Annotated in this window: 22 protein-coding genes, 1 tRNA gene and 1 pseudogene; 12 read left to right on the top strand and 12 right to left on the bottom strand. The window is 59.9% G+C overall.

The features are described 5' to 3' along the window. Positions 1 to 5: 5 nt before the first annotated feature. The 6 genes from AAGW23_RS12730 to AAGW23_RS12705 all read right to left on the bottom strand — a co-directional run bounded on the left by AAGW23_RS12730 (position 6) and on the right by AAGW23_RS12705 (position 3,126). A complete protein-coding gene (locus AAGW23_RS12730) occupies positions 6 to 986 on the bottom strand; it encodes a glycosyl transferase family protein (RefSeq protein WP_342406844.1) in 981 nt (326 codons plus the stop codon). Further along, positions 983 to 1,318 (bottom strand): TusE/DsrC/DsvC family sulfur relay protein, encoded by a 336-nt coding sequence (locus tag AAGW23_RS12725; protein ID WP_342406843.1) that lies wholly within the window; start codon positions 1,316 to 1,318, stop codon positions 983 to 985. The genes AAGW23_RS12730 and AAGW23_RS12725 overlap by 4 nt, the downstream gene beginning before the upstream one ends. Beyond that, positions 1,315 to 1,617: a sulfurtransferase complex subunit TusB gene (gene tusB, locus AAGW23_RS12720; protein ID WP_342406842.1), complete on the bottom strand. Its 303-nt coding sequence runs from the start codon at positions 1,615 to 1,617 to the stop codon at positions 1,315 to 1,317. Before tusB ends, AAGW23_RS12725 begins: the two co-directional genes overlap by 4 nt. Continuing rightward, positions 1,617 to 1,976: a sulfurtransferase complex subunit TusC gene (tusC, locus tag AAGW23_RS12715; RefSeq protein ID WP_342406841.1), complete on the bottom strand. Its 360-nt coding sequence runs from the start codon at positions 1,974 to 1,976 to the stop codon at positions 1,617 to 1,619. Before tusC ends, tusB begins: the two co-directional genes overlap by 1 nt. Then, positions 1,976 to 2,368: a sulfurtransferase complex subunit TusD gene (gene tusD, locus AAGW23_RS12710; RefSeq protein WP_342406840.1), complete on the bottom strand. Its 393-nt coding sequence runs from the start codon at positions 2,366 to 2,368 to the stop codon at positions 1,976 to 1,978. Before tusD ends, tusC begins: the two co-directional genes overlap by 1 nt. 89 nt (positions 2,369 to 2,457) lie before the next feature. After that, positions 2,458 to 3,126, bottom strand: coding sequence for a Bax inhibitor-1/YccA family protein (locus AAGW23_RS12705; protein ID WP_342406839.1), 669 nt, complete (start codon positions 3,124 to 3,126; stop codon positions 2,458 to 2,460). Positions 3,127 to 3,254: 128 nt separating this feature from the next. On the opposite strand from AAGW23_RS12705, the gene AAGW23_RS12700 reads away from it, so the two are divergent. The 3 genes from AAGW23_RS12700 to AAGW23_RS12690 all read left to right on the top strand — a co-directional run bounded on the left by AAGW23_RS12700 (position 3,255) and on the right by AAGW23_RS12690 (position 5,899). Further along, positions 3,255 to 3,344 (top strand) — tRNA-Ser (locus tag AAGW23_RS12700). Positions 3,345 to 3,622: 278 nt separating this feature from the next. Continuing rightward, positions 3,623 to 4,528 carry a drug/metabolite exporter YedA gene (yedA, locus tag AAGW23_RS12695; protein ID WP_342406838.1) on the top strand — a complete coding sequence of 302 codons (906 nt, stop codon included), beginning with the start codon at positions 3,623 to 3,625 and terminating at the stop codon, positions 4,526 to 4,528. 183 nt (positions 4,529 to 4,711) lie between these two features. Next, complete coding sequence (locus AAGW23_RS12690) at positions 4,712 to 5,899, top strand: MFS transporter (protein ID WP_342406837.1); 1,188 nt, start codon at positions 4,712 to 4,714, stop codon at positions 5,897 to 5,899. A gap of 45 nt (positions 5,900 to 5,944) precedes the next feature. On the opposite strand, the gene AAGW23_RS12685 is transcribed toward AAGW23_RS12690, so the two are convergent. Next, the gene (locus AAGW23_RS12685) at positions 5,945 to 6,115 is read right to left on the bottom strand and encodes a hypothetical protein (RefSeq protein WP_319296544.1); all 171 of its coding nucleotides are present in this window, start codon (positions 6,113 to 6,115) and stop codon (positions 5,945 to 5,947) included. 529 nt (positions 6,116 to 6,644) lie between these two features. On the opposite strand from AAGW23_RS12685, the pseudogene AAGW23_RS12680 reads away from it, so the two are divergent. Together AAGW23_RS12680 and AAGW23_RS12675 are read left to right on the top strand one after the other, a co-directional pair. Continuing rightward, positions 6,645 to 6,796, top strand: a pseudogene (locus AAGW23_RS12680) (general stress protein); the annotation flags it as partial. A gap of 278 nt (positions 6,797 to 7,074) precedes the next feature. Continuing rightward, positions 7,075 to 7,668: an exopolysaccharide biosynthesis protein gene (locus AAGW23_RS12675; RefSeq protein ID WP_342406836.1), complete on the top strand. Its 594-nt coding sequence runs from the start codon at positions 7,075 to 7,077 to the stop codon at positions 7,666 to 7,668. A 39-nt stretch (positions 7,669 to 7,707) separates the two neighbouring features. On the opposite strand, the gene AAGW23_RS12670 is transcribed toward AAGW23_RS12675, so the two are convergent. Continuing rightward, entirely contained in the window at positions 7,708 to 8,970 is a 1,263-nt protein-coding gene (locus AAGW23_RS12670) for a cation:proton antiporter (protein WP_342406835.1), read from the bottom strand. A 59-nt stretch (positions 8,971 to 9,029) separates the two neighbouring features. Beyond that, positions 9,030 to 10,199, bottom strand: coding sequence for a DUF1615 domain-containing protein (locus AAGW23_RS12665; RefSeq protein ID WP_342406834.1), 1,170 nt, complete (start codon positions 10,197 to 10,199; stop codon positions 9,030 to 9,032). Between the two features lie 164 nt (positions 10,200 to 10,363). Between AAGW23_RS12665 and AAGW23_RS12660 the strand changes: the two genes are divergently transcribed. Together AAGW23_RS12660 and AAGW23_RS12655 are read left to right on the top strand one after the other, a co-directional pair. Then, a complete protein-coding gene (locus AAGW23_RS12660; protein WP_342406833.1) occupies positions 10,364 to 11,326 on the top strand; it encodes a hypothetical protein in 963 nt (320 codons plus the stop codon). A gap of 117 nt (positions 11,327 to 11,443) precedes the next feature. Continuing rightward, a complete protein-coding gene (locus AAGW23_RS12655; RefSeq protein ID WP_342406832.1) occupies positions 11,444 to 12,322 on the top strand; it encodes an AraC family transcriptional regulator in 879 nt (292 codons plus the stop codon). Here the strand turns inward: AAGW23_RS12655 and AAGW23_RS12650 are convergent. The 3 genes from AAGW23_RS12650 to AAGW23_RS12640 form a co-directional block, all read right to left on the bottom strand. After that, positions 12,304 to 12,891, bottom strand: a complete 588-nt coding sequence (locus tag AAGW23_RS12650; RefSeq protein WP_342406831.1) for a LysE family translocator — start codon at positions 12,889 to 12,891, stop codon at positions 12,304 to 12,306. The genes AAGW23_RS12655 and AAGW23_RS12650 overlap by 19 nt on opposite strands. Positions 12,892 to 12,978: 87 nt before the next feature. Next, positions 12,979 to 13,620 (bottom strand): DUF1109 domain-containing protein, encoded by a 642-nt coding sequence (locus AAGW23_RS12645; protein WP_342406830.1) that lies wholly within the window; start codon positions 13,618 to 13,620, stop codon positions 12,979 to 12,981. After that, on the bottom strand, positions 13,617 to 14,183 hold the full coding sequence (locus AAGW23_RS12640) for a sigma-70 family RNA polymerase sigma factor (RefSeq protein WP_342406829.1): 567 nt from the start codon (positions 14,181 to 14,183) through the stop codon (positions 13,617 to 13,619). Before AAGW23_RS12640 ends, AAGW23_RS12645 begins: the two co-directional genes overlap by 4 nt. Positions 14,184 to 14,391: 208 nt before the next feature. On the opposite strand from AAGW23_RS12640, the gene AAGW23_RS12635 reads away from it, so the two are divergent. The 5 genes from AAGW23_RS12635 (at position 14,392) to AAGW23_RS12615 (ending at position 17,576) form a co-directional block, all read left to right on the top strand. After that, on the top strand, positions 14,392 to 14,664 hold the full coding sequence (locus AAGW23_RS12635) for a DUF2282 domain-containing protein (protein WP_102836367.1): 273 nt from the start codon (positions 14,392 to 14,394) through the stop codon (positions 14,662 to 14,664). Between the two features lie 19 nt (positions 14,665 to 14,683). After that, positions 14,684 to 15,529: a DUF692 domain-containing protein gene (locus tag AAGW23_RS12630; protein WP_425540831.1), complete on the top strand. Its 846-nt coding sequence runs from the start codon at positions 14,684 to 14,686 to the stop codon at positions 15,527 to 15,529. Further along, positions 15,510 to 16,289 (top strand): DNA-binding domain-containing protein, encoded by a 780-nt coding sequence (locus AAGW23_RS12625; RefSeq protein WP_342406827.1) that lies wholly within the window; start codon positions 15,510 to 15,512, stop codon positions 16,287 to 16,289. Before AAGW23_RS12630 ends, AAGW23_RS12625 begins: the two co-directional genes overlap by 20 nt. 21 nt (positions 16,290 to 16,310) lie before the next feature. After that, a complete protein-coding gene (locus AAGW23_RS12620; protein WP_342406826.1) occupies positions 16,311 to 16,784 on the top strand; it encodes a DoxX family protein in 474 nt (157 codons plus the stop codon). A gap of 123 nt (positions 16,785 to 16,907) precedes the next feature. Further along, complete coding sequence (locus AAGW23_RS12615; RefSeq protein ID WP_200639519.1) at positions 16,908 to 17,576, top strand: HAD family hydrolase; 669 nt, start codon at positions 16,908 to 16,910, stop codon at positions 17,574 to 17,576. Positions 17,577 to 17,661 lie beyond the last annotated feature (85 nt).

The following is a 17,661-nucleotide window of genomic DNA, read 5'->3' as shown; positions in this document are numbered from 1 at the left end:
ATCGTTTAGCTCGATAGATTTCGATTCATCCAGAACTCCCGGGCCTGCGCAAATGCGGCGTCGCGCGGCTGTCCGAGGCCTCGCAGTGCCAACGCCATGGTCGCAACGACCGCGAGTTCGCCGTAGGCATCTTCGCCCCCTTGCCAGACAGCGAGCAGGTGCTGCGGATCGAGTTGCGCCGGCTTGACGTGACGTTGGGGTGATAGGGCAGGCCAATCTTCGTCCCAAGATTCGCCTGCCTGCGTCCCGTACAGGTGGGCGACACCGTCCGGGTTGACCTCGATTTCGCCACCTTCGCCCTTGATCACGATTGAGGTGTCGCCCAGCAGCCGGCTGGCTTCCCGGTGATTGGCCTGATAGCCAGGGTGGAAAATGCTCTGCAGGCCGCAGCGAGCACCCAGGGGATTGAGGATTCGAGCCAGCGAATGGATCGGTGATCGCAGGCCAAGAATGTTGCGTTGATCAATCATGTGCTGAAGCCCTGGCATCCAGGCACCGAGCGGCATGAATGCAAGATTGCGCTGGTCCAGCGCGGCGCTAGCCTCAGCCCAGTTCTCGCATCGAGGGATGTCCAACAACTCAAGCTGCTGTTCGGTATACGTGCGCCCTGCGGTATGTGCGCCACCGCCGTGCATGAATATCCGAACGCCGTTGCGTGCCAGGCATTTCGCCGCCAGCAAGTACCACGGTAGATGCCGTTTTTTCCCCGCGTAGGTGGGCCAATCAATGTCCACCGCGATCGCTGGGGCCTTCAGCCGTTCACGCACGGCTTCGGTGAAGCCGGCGAGTTCTTCTGCGCTTTCCTCTTTGTGGCGTAGCAGCATTAGAAAGGCGCCGAGTTGCGTGTCCTCGGCCTTGCCGTCCAGCAACATGCCCATCGCTTCGCGGGCCTCTTCACGAGTCAGGTCGCGGGCGCCGCGTTTGCCTTTGCCGAGAATACGGACGAAGACGGCGAACGGATGTTCAGCAGGGGTGATGACGCTCATATGCAGTTGCTCGGTTTCGGCAGGCCTGCCAACTTTGCTGCAAGCTTGGCGGGCGTGCCTTTGAATAAACGGTTGAGGTGCATGCTGTTGCCTTTGTCCGGGCCTAACTTGAGTGCGGTGTACTTGATCAGCGGACGCGTCGCGGGCGACAGCTGAAATTCCTGATAAAACTCCCGCAGTACTCTGATGATTTCCCAGTGCTCAGGCTGAAGCGCGATGTCTTCTGCATGGGCCAGCGCCACGGCCACTGGCTCGCTCCAGTCATTCAAATCGAGCAAAAAGCCATCCTGATCTATAGCAACCTCTGTGCCATTTACGTTCAGCGTTTTCATAGCCAGGAGTTGGTCCGCTCAAACCGGCAGCACAGCTCGACGAAATTCTCATAGTCGATCTGTTGCAGGCGTGTTGGAAGAGCACAAAGGCTGCGCGCGGAGATATCTTCCTCTAGTGCAAATAGCTCGATGCTATCTGGCATCAACTCCAGCGCCTGGCGCTGGGACGTGCCGTGTTGCAGGGCGTACACGGCATCGCCGCAGAGCAACAGCGCATCGTCAACCGAGAGCAGTCGCAGGCAGCTGGCCAGTCGGTCATCGGAAAAAGGCGAGTGTGAAAGCAGGTGCAAGGTTGCCATCAGAGCGTGATCACATGGTCGTAGCGGTTGATAAGAGCGCCGAGCCCAGCGTCGTCCAGTAACTCAACCGGAAGAGACAGCTGTGCATCATCCAAGCCGCGCTCCCTTAGGCTGCGTTTGGCTGCATAAAGCGACTCGATGCCGAACATCGGCAAGGCCTGCAGGTTGGCAGTCAGATCCTTCTGTTCAAGCCGAGCAGCTTTTTGTGCGGATATCAGCTGAAACACACCGTCATCCAGAAACAGCAGGCCGAGCGGCAGCTCAAACGCACCGCCGGCCAGGACGATATCCAGCGCCTCGCGTGCAGACGGACCAGACCACGGCGATTGGCGAGAGATGATGAGCATCGAGCGAGCCATCAGTGACCTCCGAAACACACGAGGCGGTCGGCCTGCTGGCTGGCTTCGTGTAGTTGACCTAGACCGGACAGCTCCCATCCCGCAGCCAGGTTCGCCGCCGGACGCCGATAACGGTTTGCTTCCTGTTGATCCAGTACGCCGCGGCGCAAGCCGGCGGCGATGCAGACCACACCATCCAGCCCGTGGAGAGAGATGAACTGGCCCCACTGTTCGCTCACGCTGAGCTCGTCCTGCGCAGCGACAATGTTGGCTGAAGCGCTGTGCACGCCGTCCTGATAAAGGAACAGCCGGACAATCTCGTGTCCACCCGCCAGCGCTGCTTCTGCAAAACGCAATGCACGCCGTGCGGCAGGAGAGTGCGGAGGTGAAAACAGAGCGATTGCGAATTTCATGGGCCACCAGTTTGAGTACTGGCGGACATGATACGCGAGCTTTGGAAACGAAAAAGCCCGCCGAAGCGGGCTCATTCTAGGCATAGCTATTAGTCGTCGCCGCCCATGATGCCCATCAGCTGCAGCAGGCTGATGAACAGGTTGTAAAGCGAAACGTACAGGCCGATGGTGGCCATGATGTAGTTACGCTCGCCGCCATGAATGATGGCGCTGGTCTGGTAGAGGATGCAGACCGAGGAGAACAGCACGAAGCCGGCGCTGATCGCCAGTTGCAGGCCGCTAATCTCGAAGAAGAAACCAGCAACCATTGCGCCCAGCAGGACAAAGAAACCAGCGGTGATAAAGCCGCTAAGGAAGCTCATGTCCTTACGTGTGATCAGCACGAACGCCGACAGGCCAAAGAACACCAGAGCGGTCATCGACAGCGCCGAGGCAATCAGCTCACCCCCGTTGGCGGTACCCAGGTACATGTTGAGGATCGGCCCCAGCGTGTAACCCATGAAACCGGTCAGGGCGAAGGTGGAGAGGAGGCCCCACGCGGAATTGCGAAGTTTGACCGTGAGGAAGAACAGACCGTAGAAACCGACCAGCACCACGAAGATGTTTGGGTAGGCTGCGTTGGCTTGCATCGCCATGTATGCGACGAAAGCACTGAAGCCCAGCGTGATGGCCAGAAGGCCGTAGGTGTTGCGCAGAACGCGGCTGACTTCCTTCTGTTCAACCTGCGTATGCGTAGGTGCGTACTGTTGCTTGAGCATGGCGACACTCCTGTAGATGTATTCAGCCTAAGGTGAATTGCCCCGGATCATAACAGAGCTTTTGTTTCCTCCTAACGACAGTGTTTGACAGACTGTTTCGTTCGGGTACTATTGCGCCCGCTCTCTGCGGAGGAGTGGCAGAGCGGTTGAATGCAACGGTCTTGAAAACCGTCGAAGGGGAAACTCTTCCGTGAGTTCGAATCTCACCTCCTCCGCCACATCAAGAAAAAGGCCCCGACTCTCGGGGCCTTTTTCGTTTCTGCTCACAACTGCTTGGGGGACCGAATGGGTTGCGTCGTTCCCCGCTGACGCTGAGAGGGGACCGCGCTGGTTCACCGAGCCGAGCCACAGCATTGATGATCCCTCCGGCCTCAACTGCTGTGGCTGAGACGGTGCGCCTAACTGCACCGCTAAACGAATGGCTGACTGTGCTTATTCTTGGCTAGGGCGGCTATCTAGAATGGCTGATCCCTACCACCCGCTCGGGCCTCTCCTCATGTCTTCGCGCCGCTTCCCGCTGCTGCTCGTGGGCGCCTTTATCGCCCTGTATCTGATCTGGGGTTCGACTTATTTCGTGATTCGTATTGGCGTCCAGTCGTGGCCGCCGATGCTGCTGGCCGGGTTGCGCTTTGTCATTGCTGGCAGCCTGCTGTTTGCCTGGCTGCGTTGGCGTGGTGTGCCGCTACCCACTGGGCGTGAATGGCGATCTTGCGCGGTTGTAGGGTTTCTTCTGCTCAGCTGCGGTAACGGTGGAGTCACCATTGCCGAACATCTCGGCGTGGCGTCTGCAGTTGCGGCACTGGCGATAGCTACGGTGCCGCTGTTCGCGTTGCTGTTCGGCTTGATCTGGGAGCAGCGGACCACCGGGTTGGAGTGGGGTGGCATTCTCCTGGGGCTGATCGGCATCGGTTTGCTCAACCTCGGGCACAACCTTCAGTCCAGTCCGCTAGGCGCGGTAATCGTGTTGCTCGCAGCGGCAAGCTGGGCGTTCGGTTCGATGTGGAGCAGGCATCTCAGTTTGCCGAACGGCGCGATGGCGAGCGCCGCGCAGATGCTGATCGGTGGCGCTGTGCTGTTGTTTGGTAGCGCGGTGAGTGGAGAACGCTTGCAGCAGATTCCGGATATGGCCGGTTGGCTTGCCCTGGTCTACCTCACGTTGCTCGGCTCGATTGTTGCGTTCAGCGCGTATCTCTATCTGCTCAAACATGTAAGGCCAGCGGCAGCAACCAGCTATGCCTACGTGAACCCAGTGGTGGCCGTACTGCTTGGCATCACGTTTGCCGGTGAGCGAGTTGGCCTTGAGGAATGGTTGGCGATGATAGTAATCGTCAGCGCGGTGGTGCTGATCGGATTGCTACAGTGGCGCCGACCCAAAGTTGCTGTTGCGGCAAGCAATACCTAGATCGCTCGAACCGACCGCCTGACAGAGGTTGTATGATGACTGTCTCTTGGGCAAGATCAAACTGCTCGCTTGGCGGTCTGAGCCCTTGGCAACCAGTACCCGGCATCTCCCGCTGACCTGCGCTTGGGGCTGCCCGGCTTTGCATAGCCATATCCCATTTCTTCATCCTCGACAGGCGATCCGATGCCCGCGGCGAAAAAACCGGCTTCCAACGACACTTTTTTCATCCTGTCGCTGGTGGTTTTCAACTTCATATCGTTCATCTCCATTGGTATTCCGCTGGCGTCGTTGCCGGGCTATATCCATGAAAACCTGGGATTCAGCACCGCCACTGCGGGCATCGTGATCGGTGCGCAGTACCTCACCACTTTATTGTGTCGCCCTTTGGCCGGGCGGCTCGCGGACGAGCGGGGCGCGAAGAAAACCGTTTTGATCGGCATGACGTCCGGGTTGCTCAGCGGCCTGTTGTTGCTCGCGTCAGCGCTGCTGGAGTCCTGGCCGATGGCGAGCATTGCGGTGATGATCGGGAGCCGTTTAATTCTGGGCTTTGCGCAAAGCCTGATCGGCATTTCCGCTATCAGCTGGGGTATCAGCCGGTTGGGAGCAGAAAGCACCGCGCGGATGATTTCCTGGAACGGTGTTGCGGCGTACGGCGGTGTAGGCATCGGCGCGCCGCTGGGCGTTTTTCTGTCGCAGTCATTGGGATTGTGGGCGCTGGGCGTGGTGACGATGCTCCTGGCCACGACCGGCTTGGCGCTGGCTTGGCGGCGCGGCGATGCACCGCTGAACCCCGGCAAGCGGCTGCCGTTCGGAAAAGTGCTGTGGAAGGTTGCACCGCCCGGACTCAGCCTGGCACTGGCGACCATCGGATACGGCACGCTGACCGCGTTCATCGCGTTGTATTACAACGCGCGCGGCTGGGATGGCGCGGCCTGGTGCCTCACCGCATTTGCGTTTGCCTTTATCGGGACGCGTTTGTTGTTACCCAACCTGATCAACCGAGTCGGCGGTTATTCGGTGGCGATGGTGTGCCTGGTCGTGGAAATCTTAGGGCTGTTGTTGCTCTGGCTGGCCGAGGCTCCGAGCTTTGCCTTGGCAGGCTCGGCACTGACCGGCTGCGGGTTGTCGCTGCTGTATCCAGCGCTGGGGGTTGGGGTGGTAACCCGTGTAGGGGTCGCTAACCGCAGTTCCGGTCTTAGCGTTTTCGCGATGTTCTTCGACCTGTCGCTGGGTTTGTCCGGCGCCATTATGGGCGCGCTAGCCGCTTATATCGGTATGCAAAGTATCTTCCTCGGAGCGGCCTTCATGGCCGTGGCAGGGCTGTCGATTGTCTGGCTGTTGTTGCGGCAGGAGCGTGGTACCGAAGGCTGATCCGGCCATGGCGGGTGGGCCCGCCTGACCGATACCCATGCTGGCTCATTGGCTTGGCGCGCACATGCCGAGATCCAGCGAAGCGCGCCTTGCCAGTGCCGCCGCGCTGGGGCGGTAGTCGCGCTTGCTACGGTGCAGCTGCTTCCAGAGCTCCAGCGGCTGTTTGGTGCTGAGGTCCGATTGCTTGACCAGGTTTTCCAGCGTTTTGCTGCTCATGTGGCCTCCAATGTCTCGGTCGAGTGGTTGGTGGTCCTGAATAAAGTCGCGTCCTTGTGCCAGCCGTCCCGGCTTTCCATGGCTCCGAGACTGCCCTGATTCGGTTACAGGTTGTTGACAACGCCGGTCTGTTTCACAGCACTGACGAGCGGCATTTTCTCCCTGCTAAGTTGTCCTCGTATATGTCAGGTGTGAGGCGTAACTTGCTATAACGCTAAAACTATCGCGAGAGAGGTATTCAGCGTTTCGTTGCTATCTAAATGCAACTAAATGCATTGAGGTGATGCGTTCGCAATGCCGAGTTGAAACGCTAAGCTGCTCATGGAAGCAAAGATGTCGCTGTAGAACTTCGGTCCTGGTCCTGCGTCCGAAATATTGAGGGGGTTGCAGAGCGGCCTGTCTTCAAGTATCACCATGTAACTGGAGTAATCTCATGTCGGACGATAAGAGCGGAAATTCGGGTAACTTTTCAAAGGATCGCGAGATGGCCGCAGAAGCCGGGCAGCGAGGTGGCCAGAGTGGCAGCTGAAACTTCGCCAACGACCGGGAAAAAGCCTCTGATGCTGGACAGAAGGTAGCCAGAAGAACAGCGGCGGAAACGATGCCAACGACCGTGATAAAGCGTCCGAGGCAGACCGGAACGTCGGTCAGAGCAGCCATGGCAGTGGCCATAATTCGTAATACGCTTAAGCTTCATTGCTAAGTTTCGAAAATATATAAGTCACTGGCTATGCAAGTTCCGTTTTTATGTTCTTGATTAATAGGCTTGGTGAACCAGGTATAAGCGCAAGATACTGAAGGTCGTACCGGCTCTGAAAAAATACTTTGCTGTGTCGTTGATCGCTGCTTCGTTGCCTACATAAAAATGCTGCAGACCATCAAGGCTATAGTTAGCGAAGCGGGTAAGGCCCCTGTGGGAGCTTGCCGCATCTTCAGAAAGCTGCGATCAGGAGGAGCACATGAGTGAGGCCAACGACCATGGTTGCCTTGAACAAGTGATCGACGGTGTCGTCGAGTTGAGTGATGACCAACCCAAGGTATCGGTTGGCGACATTCAGAAGAAAATTGGCCAGCGCAGCTTCGGGCCCTTCCTGTTCGTTCCCGCAATTATCGAGATCAGTCCGGTCGGAGGCATTCCCGGCGTGCCAAGCATGCTGGCGCTCATCGTTGCGCTGTTTGCCTTCCAGCTGCTATTCGGCCGACGTCATTTCTGGATGCCCGGGTTTCTCGCGCATCGCACCGTCAGCGGACACAAGCTTGAGAAGGGCCTGAATAGAATTCGTCCGGTGGTGCGCTGGCTGGACAAAGTGAGTAAAAAACGATTGGCCTGGGCTACGAGCAAAGGCTTTCTGCGATTTATTGCAGTGCTGTGCATCGTGCTGGCAACCTCGGTGCCACCGCTGGAATTGCTGCCCTTCGCCTCGACCGCTCCATTCGCGGCGATTGGTCTGTTCGGCCTTGGCATTACCACACAGGACGGCGCGGCCATCGTGCTGGGACTGATTCTTGCCGTTAGCGCGTTCGTGCTTGCAGGCATGGGACTGATTGGGTAACTGGCTCGTCCGTAAGGGTCCGCTCTTCTTGTCTCCGGCTCAATCCGACTCGTCGTGTAGACGAGCACTACCTGGCGGCGGCGCACCAGGATGGCCTGCGTATAAACGCGACAGCGGCGCTGCGGATACGCCATGAACCATGATCGAGGCGAAAATCAACGCGCTTGCCGCATGCCAATAGAGCGGGTCGTCAAGCTGGTTGTGAGCGAGGGCGGAATAGTAGATCGCTGCGATACCCAGCGGACCGAACCAGCCGAGGTAGAGCGAATCCCTTGAGTTGAGCGATTTGCGCCAGCTGGCCGAAAGCAGCATCACCGCCGGTGGTCGGCGCAACAGCAATATCAGCACCGCAAGTGCCACCAGCGGCCACCCCAGCGTGGCCCACTCGCGCAACGGCAGGGCGATACCGAAAATCACAAACATCGGCAGTGTGAAAAGCTTGGCCACCGCCTCCTGGATGTTCTCTTCGTCCTGCTCCTCGTGCCTCTCGCTGAAAAGGTTGAACGCCAGGCCTGCTGCGAATACCGCCAGCACGCCATCCGTCTGTAGCAGTTTGGCGAGCCCGAGGGTGAGTAGCGAGAACGCCACGGTGTAACCCAGCAGCGAGGAACTGGCGACCAGCTTCTTGCGCTCGGATAGAACCAGCAGTTTGGCTGCTGCGAACCCTACCACTGCTCCCAGGAGCGCGGCACCACCGATGCCGATCAGCACTGACTCGATAAGCCAGCGCGACCAGGCCTGATCTGGCGTATGGCTGAGCATCAGCATAGGCAGCATGACGAAGGCGTAGGCGAGGCCGTCGTTGGCACCGGATTCCGCCGAGAGGGTGTCGCGCAGGCGCAAGGGGAGATGTTTCTTGGCGAACTTGCCCGTCACGATCGAGCTTGCAACCACCGGGTCGGTGGGGGTGACTACCGCACCCAGCAGCAGGGCGGCCCATAGCGACAAGCCCAGCAGCCAGCCGGCGAGTAACGACGACACCAGCCACATGCCGAGCATGACAAAGGTCAGCAGGAGCATGATCGGCTTGAGCATAGCCTTCAGCGCCGCGGGCTGCAGGCGCAGTGCAACGCCCATCAGTCCAATCGCCAGCGTCAGCCGAGCCGCCTGCTCGAGAATGGTGAACGTATCACCCCAGCGTGCAAGGTCGAGCCAACTCAGGCCGTAGGGCCCAACGGCAACGCCGACCAGCACCGCCAGCGCCGGCTCGGATAAAGGGCTGCGCTTGATCAGCGCCGACAGCAAGGCAATACAGACGGCAACGCCGCCCATAAGGGCGAGTGCAATGTTCAGCTGGGTCATGAAGGCTCCGTATTCGCGGTACCTCTATTGCGAACGGTGCCGGTAACAAAATGTTCCCGCTAACTGCCGGCGCGTTTGATACAGGCCAGATGGCGGTCGTTGACCCGATTGGCAAACCAGGCCGTCGTCAGGTTGCGAGTGATTTTCGGGCTTTCCAGACGAATGCCGGGGAGCACGGCGCGGGGAAGGGGCTTTCCGGCGCGTTTTTCGGCCAGCGCGAACACCCGTTCATACAAGGTGGTTTTCTCGAATCCGTGCGTGTCGCCGCGTTCAAGAGCGTTGCGGATCGCCGTCTCGCTCATGTCGAGCTTGCCCGCCAGCGAGCGAACCGCACGTTCGGTCTGGCCGGCTTTGCTGCTGCCATGAATGATCAGGTCGCCATCGAGAGCCAGCTTGATGCCACTGGCGCGGCTGACCGCGGCCTGAAATGCGGCGTTGCGACTCGCATACCAGCCGGCGTTGAAGTCTGCGAAGCGGTACAGCGGCTGGGTGTAGCTGGCGGGGTAATCCAACAGATGTGCGATGCCGAAGTACATGCCACCGCGGCGCGTGAACACTTCATCTCGGATAGAGCCTTCCCGGCGGTAGGGATAGTCGCGTGCGCGGTCCTCGGCGAAGGCGATGCTGACTTGCATCGGGCCGCCGGTCTTGACCGGATTCAGTGTGCCGAACAATTGCTTGCCGAGCGGCATGATGCCGAGGAAATCGTCAAAGATCGCGCTTAGCTGCTCTTCAGTGCGCACCGCTGCAAGACGCTGGCTGTATGTCTTGCCGTTGGGTGATTGCACGTCCAGAGCCGCGTCGACAATGAAGCGAGGAACATGCAATCGGGACGCGCGGCGGTAAATCTCTTCACGGGCGATTTTGGCAAGGCCTGGGACCGGTGGCGTCGCCTGAAAAGTGGATTCCTGCACCGTGACGGCCAGAACAGCGCAGAGGTTCTCGTTGGTCGGCGGGATCGCCAACGCATCGAAGGCAGCGTAGATGTCGGTGGCCCAGCCCTGGCGATTCGGGATGTTGCTGGGGATCAGCCGAACGATCTTGGCGCGCACTTCGTCTGGACGAGGCGCTGGAACCTCAGGTTTTTGCGTGCCGCAGCCGGCCAGGCCAACCAGCAAGACGCTCGCCACAGTAAGGGCGAGCCGGCGTTTGGCCGAGGTGGAAAGGGTAGAGGTAGGCGCGTATGAGTCGGCGATCGTGGCCGGGCGCTTGGAGAGCAGAAAAGTCATGCGGTCCCATCTGAATACGTGGTGCAAGTTCGGACAGTAAAACAGACGCAGCCGTTCTGCCGCAGCTGATGCGATTGCTGGTGAACTTGAGTGGTGCGTGCTGTCCGAAACCAGACGAGCCCCGGCGTGCCGGTGGCGCCAACCTGAGACGAGCACCATACCTCATGAGCGAATCGCACTTCGATGTTCGGCGACTCGAACGCTACGACAGCACCACCCGTGAATACCTGCTGGCCATCATCACAGATGAGGACCACGCCTCCCAGGTTGAACTGGACTGTGGCCAGATCGGCTGGCAATCGACTCTGCGCCATGATCGGCTGCACCGTGACATCGACCCGCAGACGGGCAAGCCACACTACCGGTTCGAGGACATCCCAGAACACGAGGGTGGTGAGTTCCAACTGGTCAGTCTCATCGCCGAGGGCGGGCGCGGCGCCGAATTTTCCGAGCTGGCCATGTTCGGCAAGCGCTTGGTGACCTTCGATGACCGCACCGGATTGGTCTGTGAAATACGCGACCAGAATCAGCTGGTGCCTCGAAATATTCTCATGACCGGCAGCGGCGACGAGGCTTTCAAAGGCTTCAAGGCGGAATGGGCAACGCTCTACAACGATCAGTTGGTCGTCGGGAGCCACGGCAAGAACGCCGCCGAGGAGTGGATAAAGCTGCTTGACCGGCATTACGCCGTGCAGAGCGTGGACTGGTCGGGTCGCTATCAACGCATCCGCGATGCGCTCGGCGTCGGGCCAGACGGCTATGTGATTCACGAGGCGGCCGAATGGCATCCGTATCGCCGCGAATGGCTCTTCTTTCCGCGCAAAATCTCGACTGATCCCTTCGACGAGGCAGTAGATGGGCGGGAGCGCGGCGCCAATACCTTGATTATTTCCAATGAGGATTTCAGCCAGATCCGAACCCTGGAAGTTGGTCAGCGTATTCCTGAACGGGGCATCTCCTCTTTCAAGATCCTGCCGGGCCATCCCAACGAATGCATTGGCCTGAAAAGCGTTGAAATCGGTTATCGAACCGAGAGCTATCTGTTCTGCTTCAACCTCGACGGCGAGGTGCTTCTGGACGATATCTTCATCGGTGATTATAAGTGCGAGGGTCTGGAAGTCCTTTGATGGCCGCTCTTGTTACTTAGTAGGTCATTGCTCGCCATGCCGAAACACAGCGGGTTGCCCAACACAGGCGCGGTTTCGGCTACGCTGAGGCTCCCTGGCGTCGTTACATACTCGAACATGCATCAGCACATCCCCGCCCAATCTCGTTCAGCTTCCGGGTCCAGCTTCTGGCGCGACGCGGCGCTGCCGTTCATCGAGTCGCGCAGCGTGGAAGATGGTCGCCGCGTCTGTTATGCACGGCACAGTCACGACACCTTTTCCATCGGCTTGATCGACAGCGGCGTCAGTAGCTATATCAACGGCGATCAACAGTGCCGCATCGAGGCCGGCACGCTGGTGCTGATGAACCCCGGCGACGTACATGCCTGCAATCCGATCCAGAACCTGCCGTGGGCGTATCGCATGCTCTATGTCGAGACTCGATGGTTGAGCGAACTGCAGGACGCACTGGGTATGGATGGCGCGGGCTTTCGACGCTTCGCCCCGATAATGACGCGCGACCCGCTGCTGCAGGCTGGCTTTCGCCGCTTTCATGCGGAACTCATCGACGAGGACGCCGACTTGCTACAAAAGGAGACGGGCGCCGTAGCATTCTTCACCCAGCTGCACGAGCGATTGGGGCTCGACGTTGGTGTTCCAATGAACGATCTGAAACTGCAGCGCGCCGCTGAATACATTGCGGACAATTATCAGCGCTCCCTGAAGCTGGACGAGATCAGCCTCATTGCGGGTGTCTCACCGTCGAGTCTCATCCGTGCTTTCAAAAAGCATTTCGGGATGACCCCTCATGCGTATCTGACCAACCGGCGCGTGCAGTTCGCACGCGCCGAACTGCGGCGCGGCCGGCCTATCTCGGATGTAGCACTGGCTGCGGGATTTGCCGACCAGGCACACCTACAACGCGCCTTCAAGCAACTGCTGGCCGCCACGCCCGGACACTATCGAACAGGGGGCCGAAACGTGCGCCACAATACCCGTCAGGTCAGCAGCAAGTAAGCCGCGCAGGCGGTCAGCAGCGCTGCCATCAGTCGATTGAATAGCCGTACTCGTGCGGGCTCGTTAAGGTAGTGCCGCAGGAAGGTGCCGGCGTACGCCCAGCAGGCTACTGAGGCATAGCAAATCACGAAATAGACCGCGGCGAAGCGCCATACCGAAGGCGCGTCGCCGGCCGCCGCGAACAATCCCATACCCGCGACCGAAGCCAGCCAGGCCTTGGGATTGAGCCACTGCATCGCGGCGCCATACAGCATCGTCGGCGGCACCACAGGTTTGTCTGCATTCAGACGACCGTCGTCCGCCGCCAGCCGAAACGCCATGTACAGCAGAAAAGCCACGCCAGCCAGCCTGATCGATTCCGTCAGCCAGGGCCAATGATCGAGAAGTTGGTTCAGGCCCAGCCCGATAAGCACCAGCAAAAGGGTGAAGCCAAGTGCCGCGCCGGTGACGTGGCGCATGGCTGGGCGCATGCCGAACTGCGCGCCGGCGCTGAGCGCAACGATATTGACCGGGCCGGGCGATATCGAGGACGCCAGCGCGAAGGCGGCCATAGACAGCAAAAGACTCATCGAAAGCTCCTGAACGTTCGCTTGAACACAGCGCGACGATAGGAGCGGACACAGCCGTCGTATTGAAGAAAATGCGCGTTGTACGGTCTACCAACGCAACAGTCGTGGGCCGAGGAGGGCGCCGACGGCAGTGGGGATGAGCATGCCAAGCACATACCAGACGGCCCAGAACGCGACACTCATCTCCGGGCAATGCAGGCTGTAGGCAAGCGTTGCCATCGAACCGGCCAGCAACCCCCCAGATGCGCCGGCGAGACGCAGCCGGGTCGGCGCAAAACCACGGATTGCCCAGAACACGCAGGCGAACGTGGGAATCGACAGCAGGGCAATGTTCAGCGGGCAGACTCGCCAGGTTTCACCGAATATCAGTGCCCAACGGCTGTTAGCCGAGACGCTGAGCAACAGGCCCAGCGCTGCCAGCCAAACCGCTATCACCGGCAATGCGACTGTGGCCCAGCCGTTACCCACAGGCGCTCCTGGCCTGGCGAGTCGCGTGGTTACCAGCAAAGCGCCGAGGATCAGGCTTGCCGGCAACGCCAGCTTGGCCCAGAACAGCGGTGTCGTCGCGACTTGCCCAATGTCTGGACGCATGCCAAAGACCATGAGCAATAGCAGCAATGCCAGCCCCAGGCCGACTACCACGGCGGCGCCAAAGCGCCGCGCGACGATCTGCCGATCTACGGGCGGTGAGTGGTTGGCGAGCATGTTGATCAGCTCGTCGGTCTTCATCGGTGTCCTCCAATCAGGGCGGCCAGCGCTTTCAGGCCGCGGTGAACGCCCACCTTGACTGCTGATGCCGAAAGCCCGGTGCGTCGAGCGGTTTCTTCCACCGAAAGCCCCTGCAATTTGACGTGAAGAATGGGCAAGCGTTGCTTGTCCGGGAGTTGTTCGAGCAGCCGGGCCAGGTCCCGCTGCGCTTGCTGGGCCTGGTGATCTTCGTCGGCTAGCAGCTCCGCCTGGTCGCTCAATGAGTCGTTCAAGGCATCGTGCCTTGCATGGGCCCGAAAATGATCCATCAGTTTGTAACGCGCTATCGCCTGTACCCAGGCGGTCACCGGTTGCTCGCGGCGATAGGTATGCCGCGCGTTGTGCACCGCCAACAGGGCTTCCTGCAACAGGTCCTCGACCTCGGGCGACTGCAGTCGGCGCCTGAGGAAACTGCGCAAATGCGCGCCGAGCAGCGTCAAGAATTGTCGATAGGCCGCCTCGTCGCCGTCGAGCCCCAGCAGTAGCAGCTGTTGCAGGTGGGCTTCGCGTGCCTTGAGCGCCTCATGACTGGTAGTTCGTTGCATCGGTCGCTCTGGTTACACGGAAGGAAAAATCGATGCTGTGCATCCAACCAACGGCAGGGAGGTGGCGCGCCGCTACGGTAGGACGAGATGGCAGAAATCTCAAAAATATATTTCTTGCTCCCGCTGTAACCGAGCGACCGAACAGGGCGAATTACTGGTCGAGCTGCCAGTAAATCACTGTCAGCAACACTGCCTGGAGAAACATCAGATGAATAATCTCGCCCTTGCTGCAGCAGCCGTTGCCCTTGCATCCATCGCCGCCGGCGCCACGGCTGCTGAGAAAACCGAAGGCGCCATGGAGAAATGCTATGGCGTTGCGCTCGCCGGTCAGAACGACTGTAAAGCTGGTGCAGGCACCAGCTGCGCCGGCACCTCGAAAGTGGATTACCAGGGCAATGCCTGGAAGAAAGTACCGGCTGGTACTTGCACGGAAATCAAGACGCCCGAAGGCATGGGCTCGCTGACGCCGATCGAGTCCTGACAGGAGCTGCCGCATGAGCATGTCAGTTCTAGGAGCAGGTCTCGGCTTGAAGCCTGAGCATTATGAGCCGGCATATGACTGTGCCGCGCCGGGCCTCTGGTTCGAAGTGCACCCGGAAAACTACATGCTCCGCGGCGGCCCCCGTCTGGTCTGGCTGTACGCCATCGGCGAGCGTCATCCGCTTTCATTGCATGGCGTATCGCTGTCACTGGCTGCCGATTGCCCGCCGGATGAATCCCATTTGCAAGGCCTCAAATCATTGGTTGAACGGGTTCAACCGGCACTGGTGTCCGAACACCTGGCCTGGTCTGCCTGGCGAGGCCAGTACAACCCCGACCTGTTGCCTTTTCCACGAACCGAGGCGGCTCTGGCGCGTATCGTCGACAACGTCCAGCGCACCCAGGAAGTGCTGGGTCGGCAGATCGCAGTGGAAAACCCCAGCCACTACCTGCGCCTTGAGGGACATGAGTTCGATGAGATCGAGTTTCTGGCTGAGCTGGCGCGTCGCAGCGGCTGCGGCTTGTTGCTGGACGTCAATAATGTGCACGTCAGCGCTCACAATCTCGGCTTTGATGCGGCTGCTTATATCGATCGTTTTCCCGCTGAAGCCTTACTGGAGGTGCATCTGGCCGGGCATAGGCAGGATAGCTCCGCGGATTCACGGCTGTTGATCGATTCGCACGACGCGCCGATAGCGGCCGCCGTCTGGTCGCTCTACGAACGATTGATCGAGCGTACCGGCACACGACCCACATTGATCGAACGTGATGACCAGCTGCCAACCTTCGCCGAGCTGCTGATCGAGCGCGACCATGCGCAGCGGTTGCTTGAGAAAGGGGGGCGACATGACGCTCACGCTCGCTGAATTCCAAGATGGCTTGGCTGAAGCGCTATGGACCGACGAACCCATGGGCCCTGGTCCTTCTGCTGCCAATCCGCCCACTGACTGGTTGGCAAGGCTGGCGGCGCAACCAGGGTTCGCGGTCTACCGCAACACCGTGCTGAAAGGGTGCGTCGATGCGCTGCGGGCGAACTTCCCGACGGTCGAGCAACTGGTGGGTGCCGAGTGGATGAGTGGGGCAGCGCACGTGTTTGCACAGCAATGCCCTCCGACCCAACCGCAGTTGGTCCGCTATGGCGAGGGCTTTGCAGACTTTCTTGAGCGGTTCGAAGCTGCCCGCGATTTGCCATACCTCGCCGAGGTCGCGCGCCTCGATCAGTTGTGGCTTTTAGCGTTTGCCGCCCCGGAGCAACCCCGGCTTGAACTGCATACGCTGAGTTCGATGACGCCGGCGCAGCTTACCGAACTGCGTCTGCGACCCAGCGCAGCGGCGCACTGGCGCTGGTCCGTTGTGCCGGCCTTCACCCTGTGGCGTTGCAACCGTGAAGACGCCGTTTTGCCCGATCCGCTTCTTTGGCAGGGCGAGGGCACATTGCTCTGTAGGCGAGACAACCGGGTCGTCTGGCAGCCCCTTAGTTCTGGCGGTTGCGTCTTTCTCGACGCCTGCGCCGATGGCCATACCCTTGGCAGCGCCTCGGATCTCGCGCTCGAGGCCCAGCCAGCGCTGGATTTCAATGCGTTGCTGGCGGGTCTGTTTGCCGCCCAGGTTTTCGCCGCCGATTGATCACCCTCTGGAGTCACCGACATGCACACCTTGCACAGGAACCCAGCCAGCTCGAAATCGAGTCCGTTGCAGCACTGGAATCGACTCGCCTTATGGCTGCAACACCACGTCAGCGACTCGATGTTGAGCCTGGTGGCGCGCCTGGCCATCGCCGCGGTGTTCTTCTATTCGGGGCGAACCAAGGTCAGCGGATTTCTCACGATCAAACCCAGCACCTTCAACCTGTTTGAAACCGAGTACGCGCTTCCGCTGTTGTCGCCTCAGCTGGCAGCGCATCTGGCCACTTATGCCGAGCATCTGTTCCCGCTTCTGCTGGTAATCGGGCTCTTAACGCGGCTATCAGCCTTGGCCCTGCTGGGCATGACGCTGGTGATCCAGCTTTTCGTATACCCCGATGCCTGGCCCACGCACCTGACCTGGATCGGGCTGATGGTGCTTGTTATCGGACGCGGTGCGGGGCAGTGGTCAGCAGACCGGATGTTGGGCATTCGCTGAGGCGGCGTGGTTGAACGGTCGCTTTAGCGTTGCAGGCTAAACTCAACGCTGCCTGTGCAGTCCAAGCGGCTGTCTCCAAACCGGAGTCGCCGCGCCTTTCTGCGCATCAATCACGGAGATTCGATGGCCTCTATCGACTTGCTGATCAGCGACTGTGACGGCGTCATCGTCGACAGCGAAATCATCAGCCACCGCGTGCTCTTCGAAGCGCTGAGCCTGCATGTTCCGGCCGAGCAACTGCATGCCGCTTTGGAGGGCACTTTCGGTCTGACCGTCCCTAGCATCATCGATCTGATCGAAAAGCGCTTCGGCCTGGCCATGCCGGAAACCTTCGATGCCGATCTGCGTCGGCAGAGCGAGAAGGTCGTGGCGGAAGAAGTGCAGGCAATTCCCGGCGTGCGCGAGGCGCTGCTGGCGATCAAGCTGCCGTTGGCGGTGGCGTCGAACAGCCGTTTACATAATGTTGAATCATCCTTGCAGCGTGCGGGCCTGGTCGAGCGGGTGGCTGGCAACATCTTCTGTGCTGAAATGGTTCGCTCGCCCAAACCGGCGCCCGACGTCTATCTGCTGGCGGCCGAACGCATGGGCGTCGCGCCTGGCCATTGTCTTGTCGTCGAAGACAGCCCTACCGGCGTGCTGGCGGCACGAACAGCCGGGATGCAGGTAATCGGCTTCACCGGTGCCAGCCATATCCCCGCCGGGCATGACCAGGCGCTGCGGGAGTTGGGCGTGGCCGCCGTGATCAATGACATGCGTGACCTGCCAGCGGCAGTCGAGGCATTGGCCCGCTAACAACTGTTGAACGAGACTGCACGAAGAAACCGCGGATCCCACGCAACGGTCCTTCAGTACGCTTGTCTGTACTGAAACGAATGGA

The sequence above is a fragment of the Stutzerimonas chloritidismutans genome (assembly GCF_038562055.1).
Classification (GTDB): Bacteria; Pseudomonadota; Gammaproteobacteria; order Pseudomonadales; family Pseudomonadaceae; genus Stutzerimonas; species Stutzerimonas chloritidismutans_A.
This window is presented reverse-complemented; position numbering and strand designations above follow the sequence as displayed.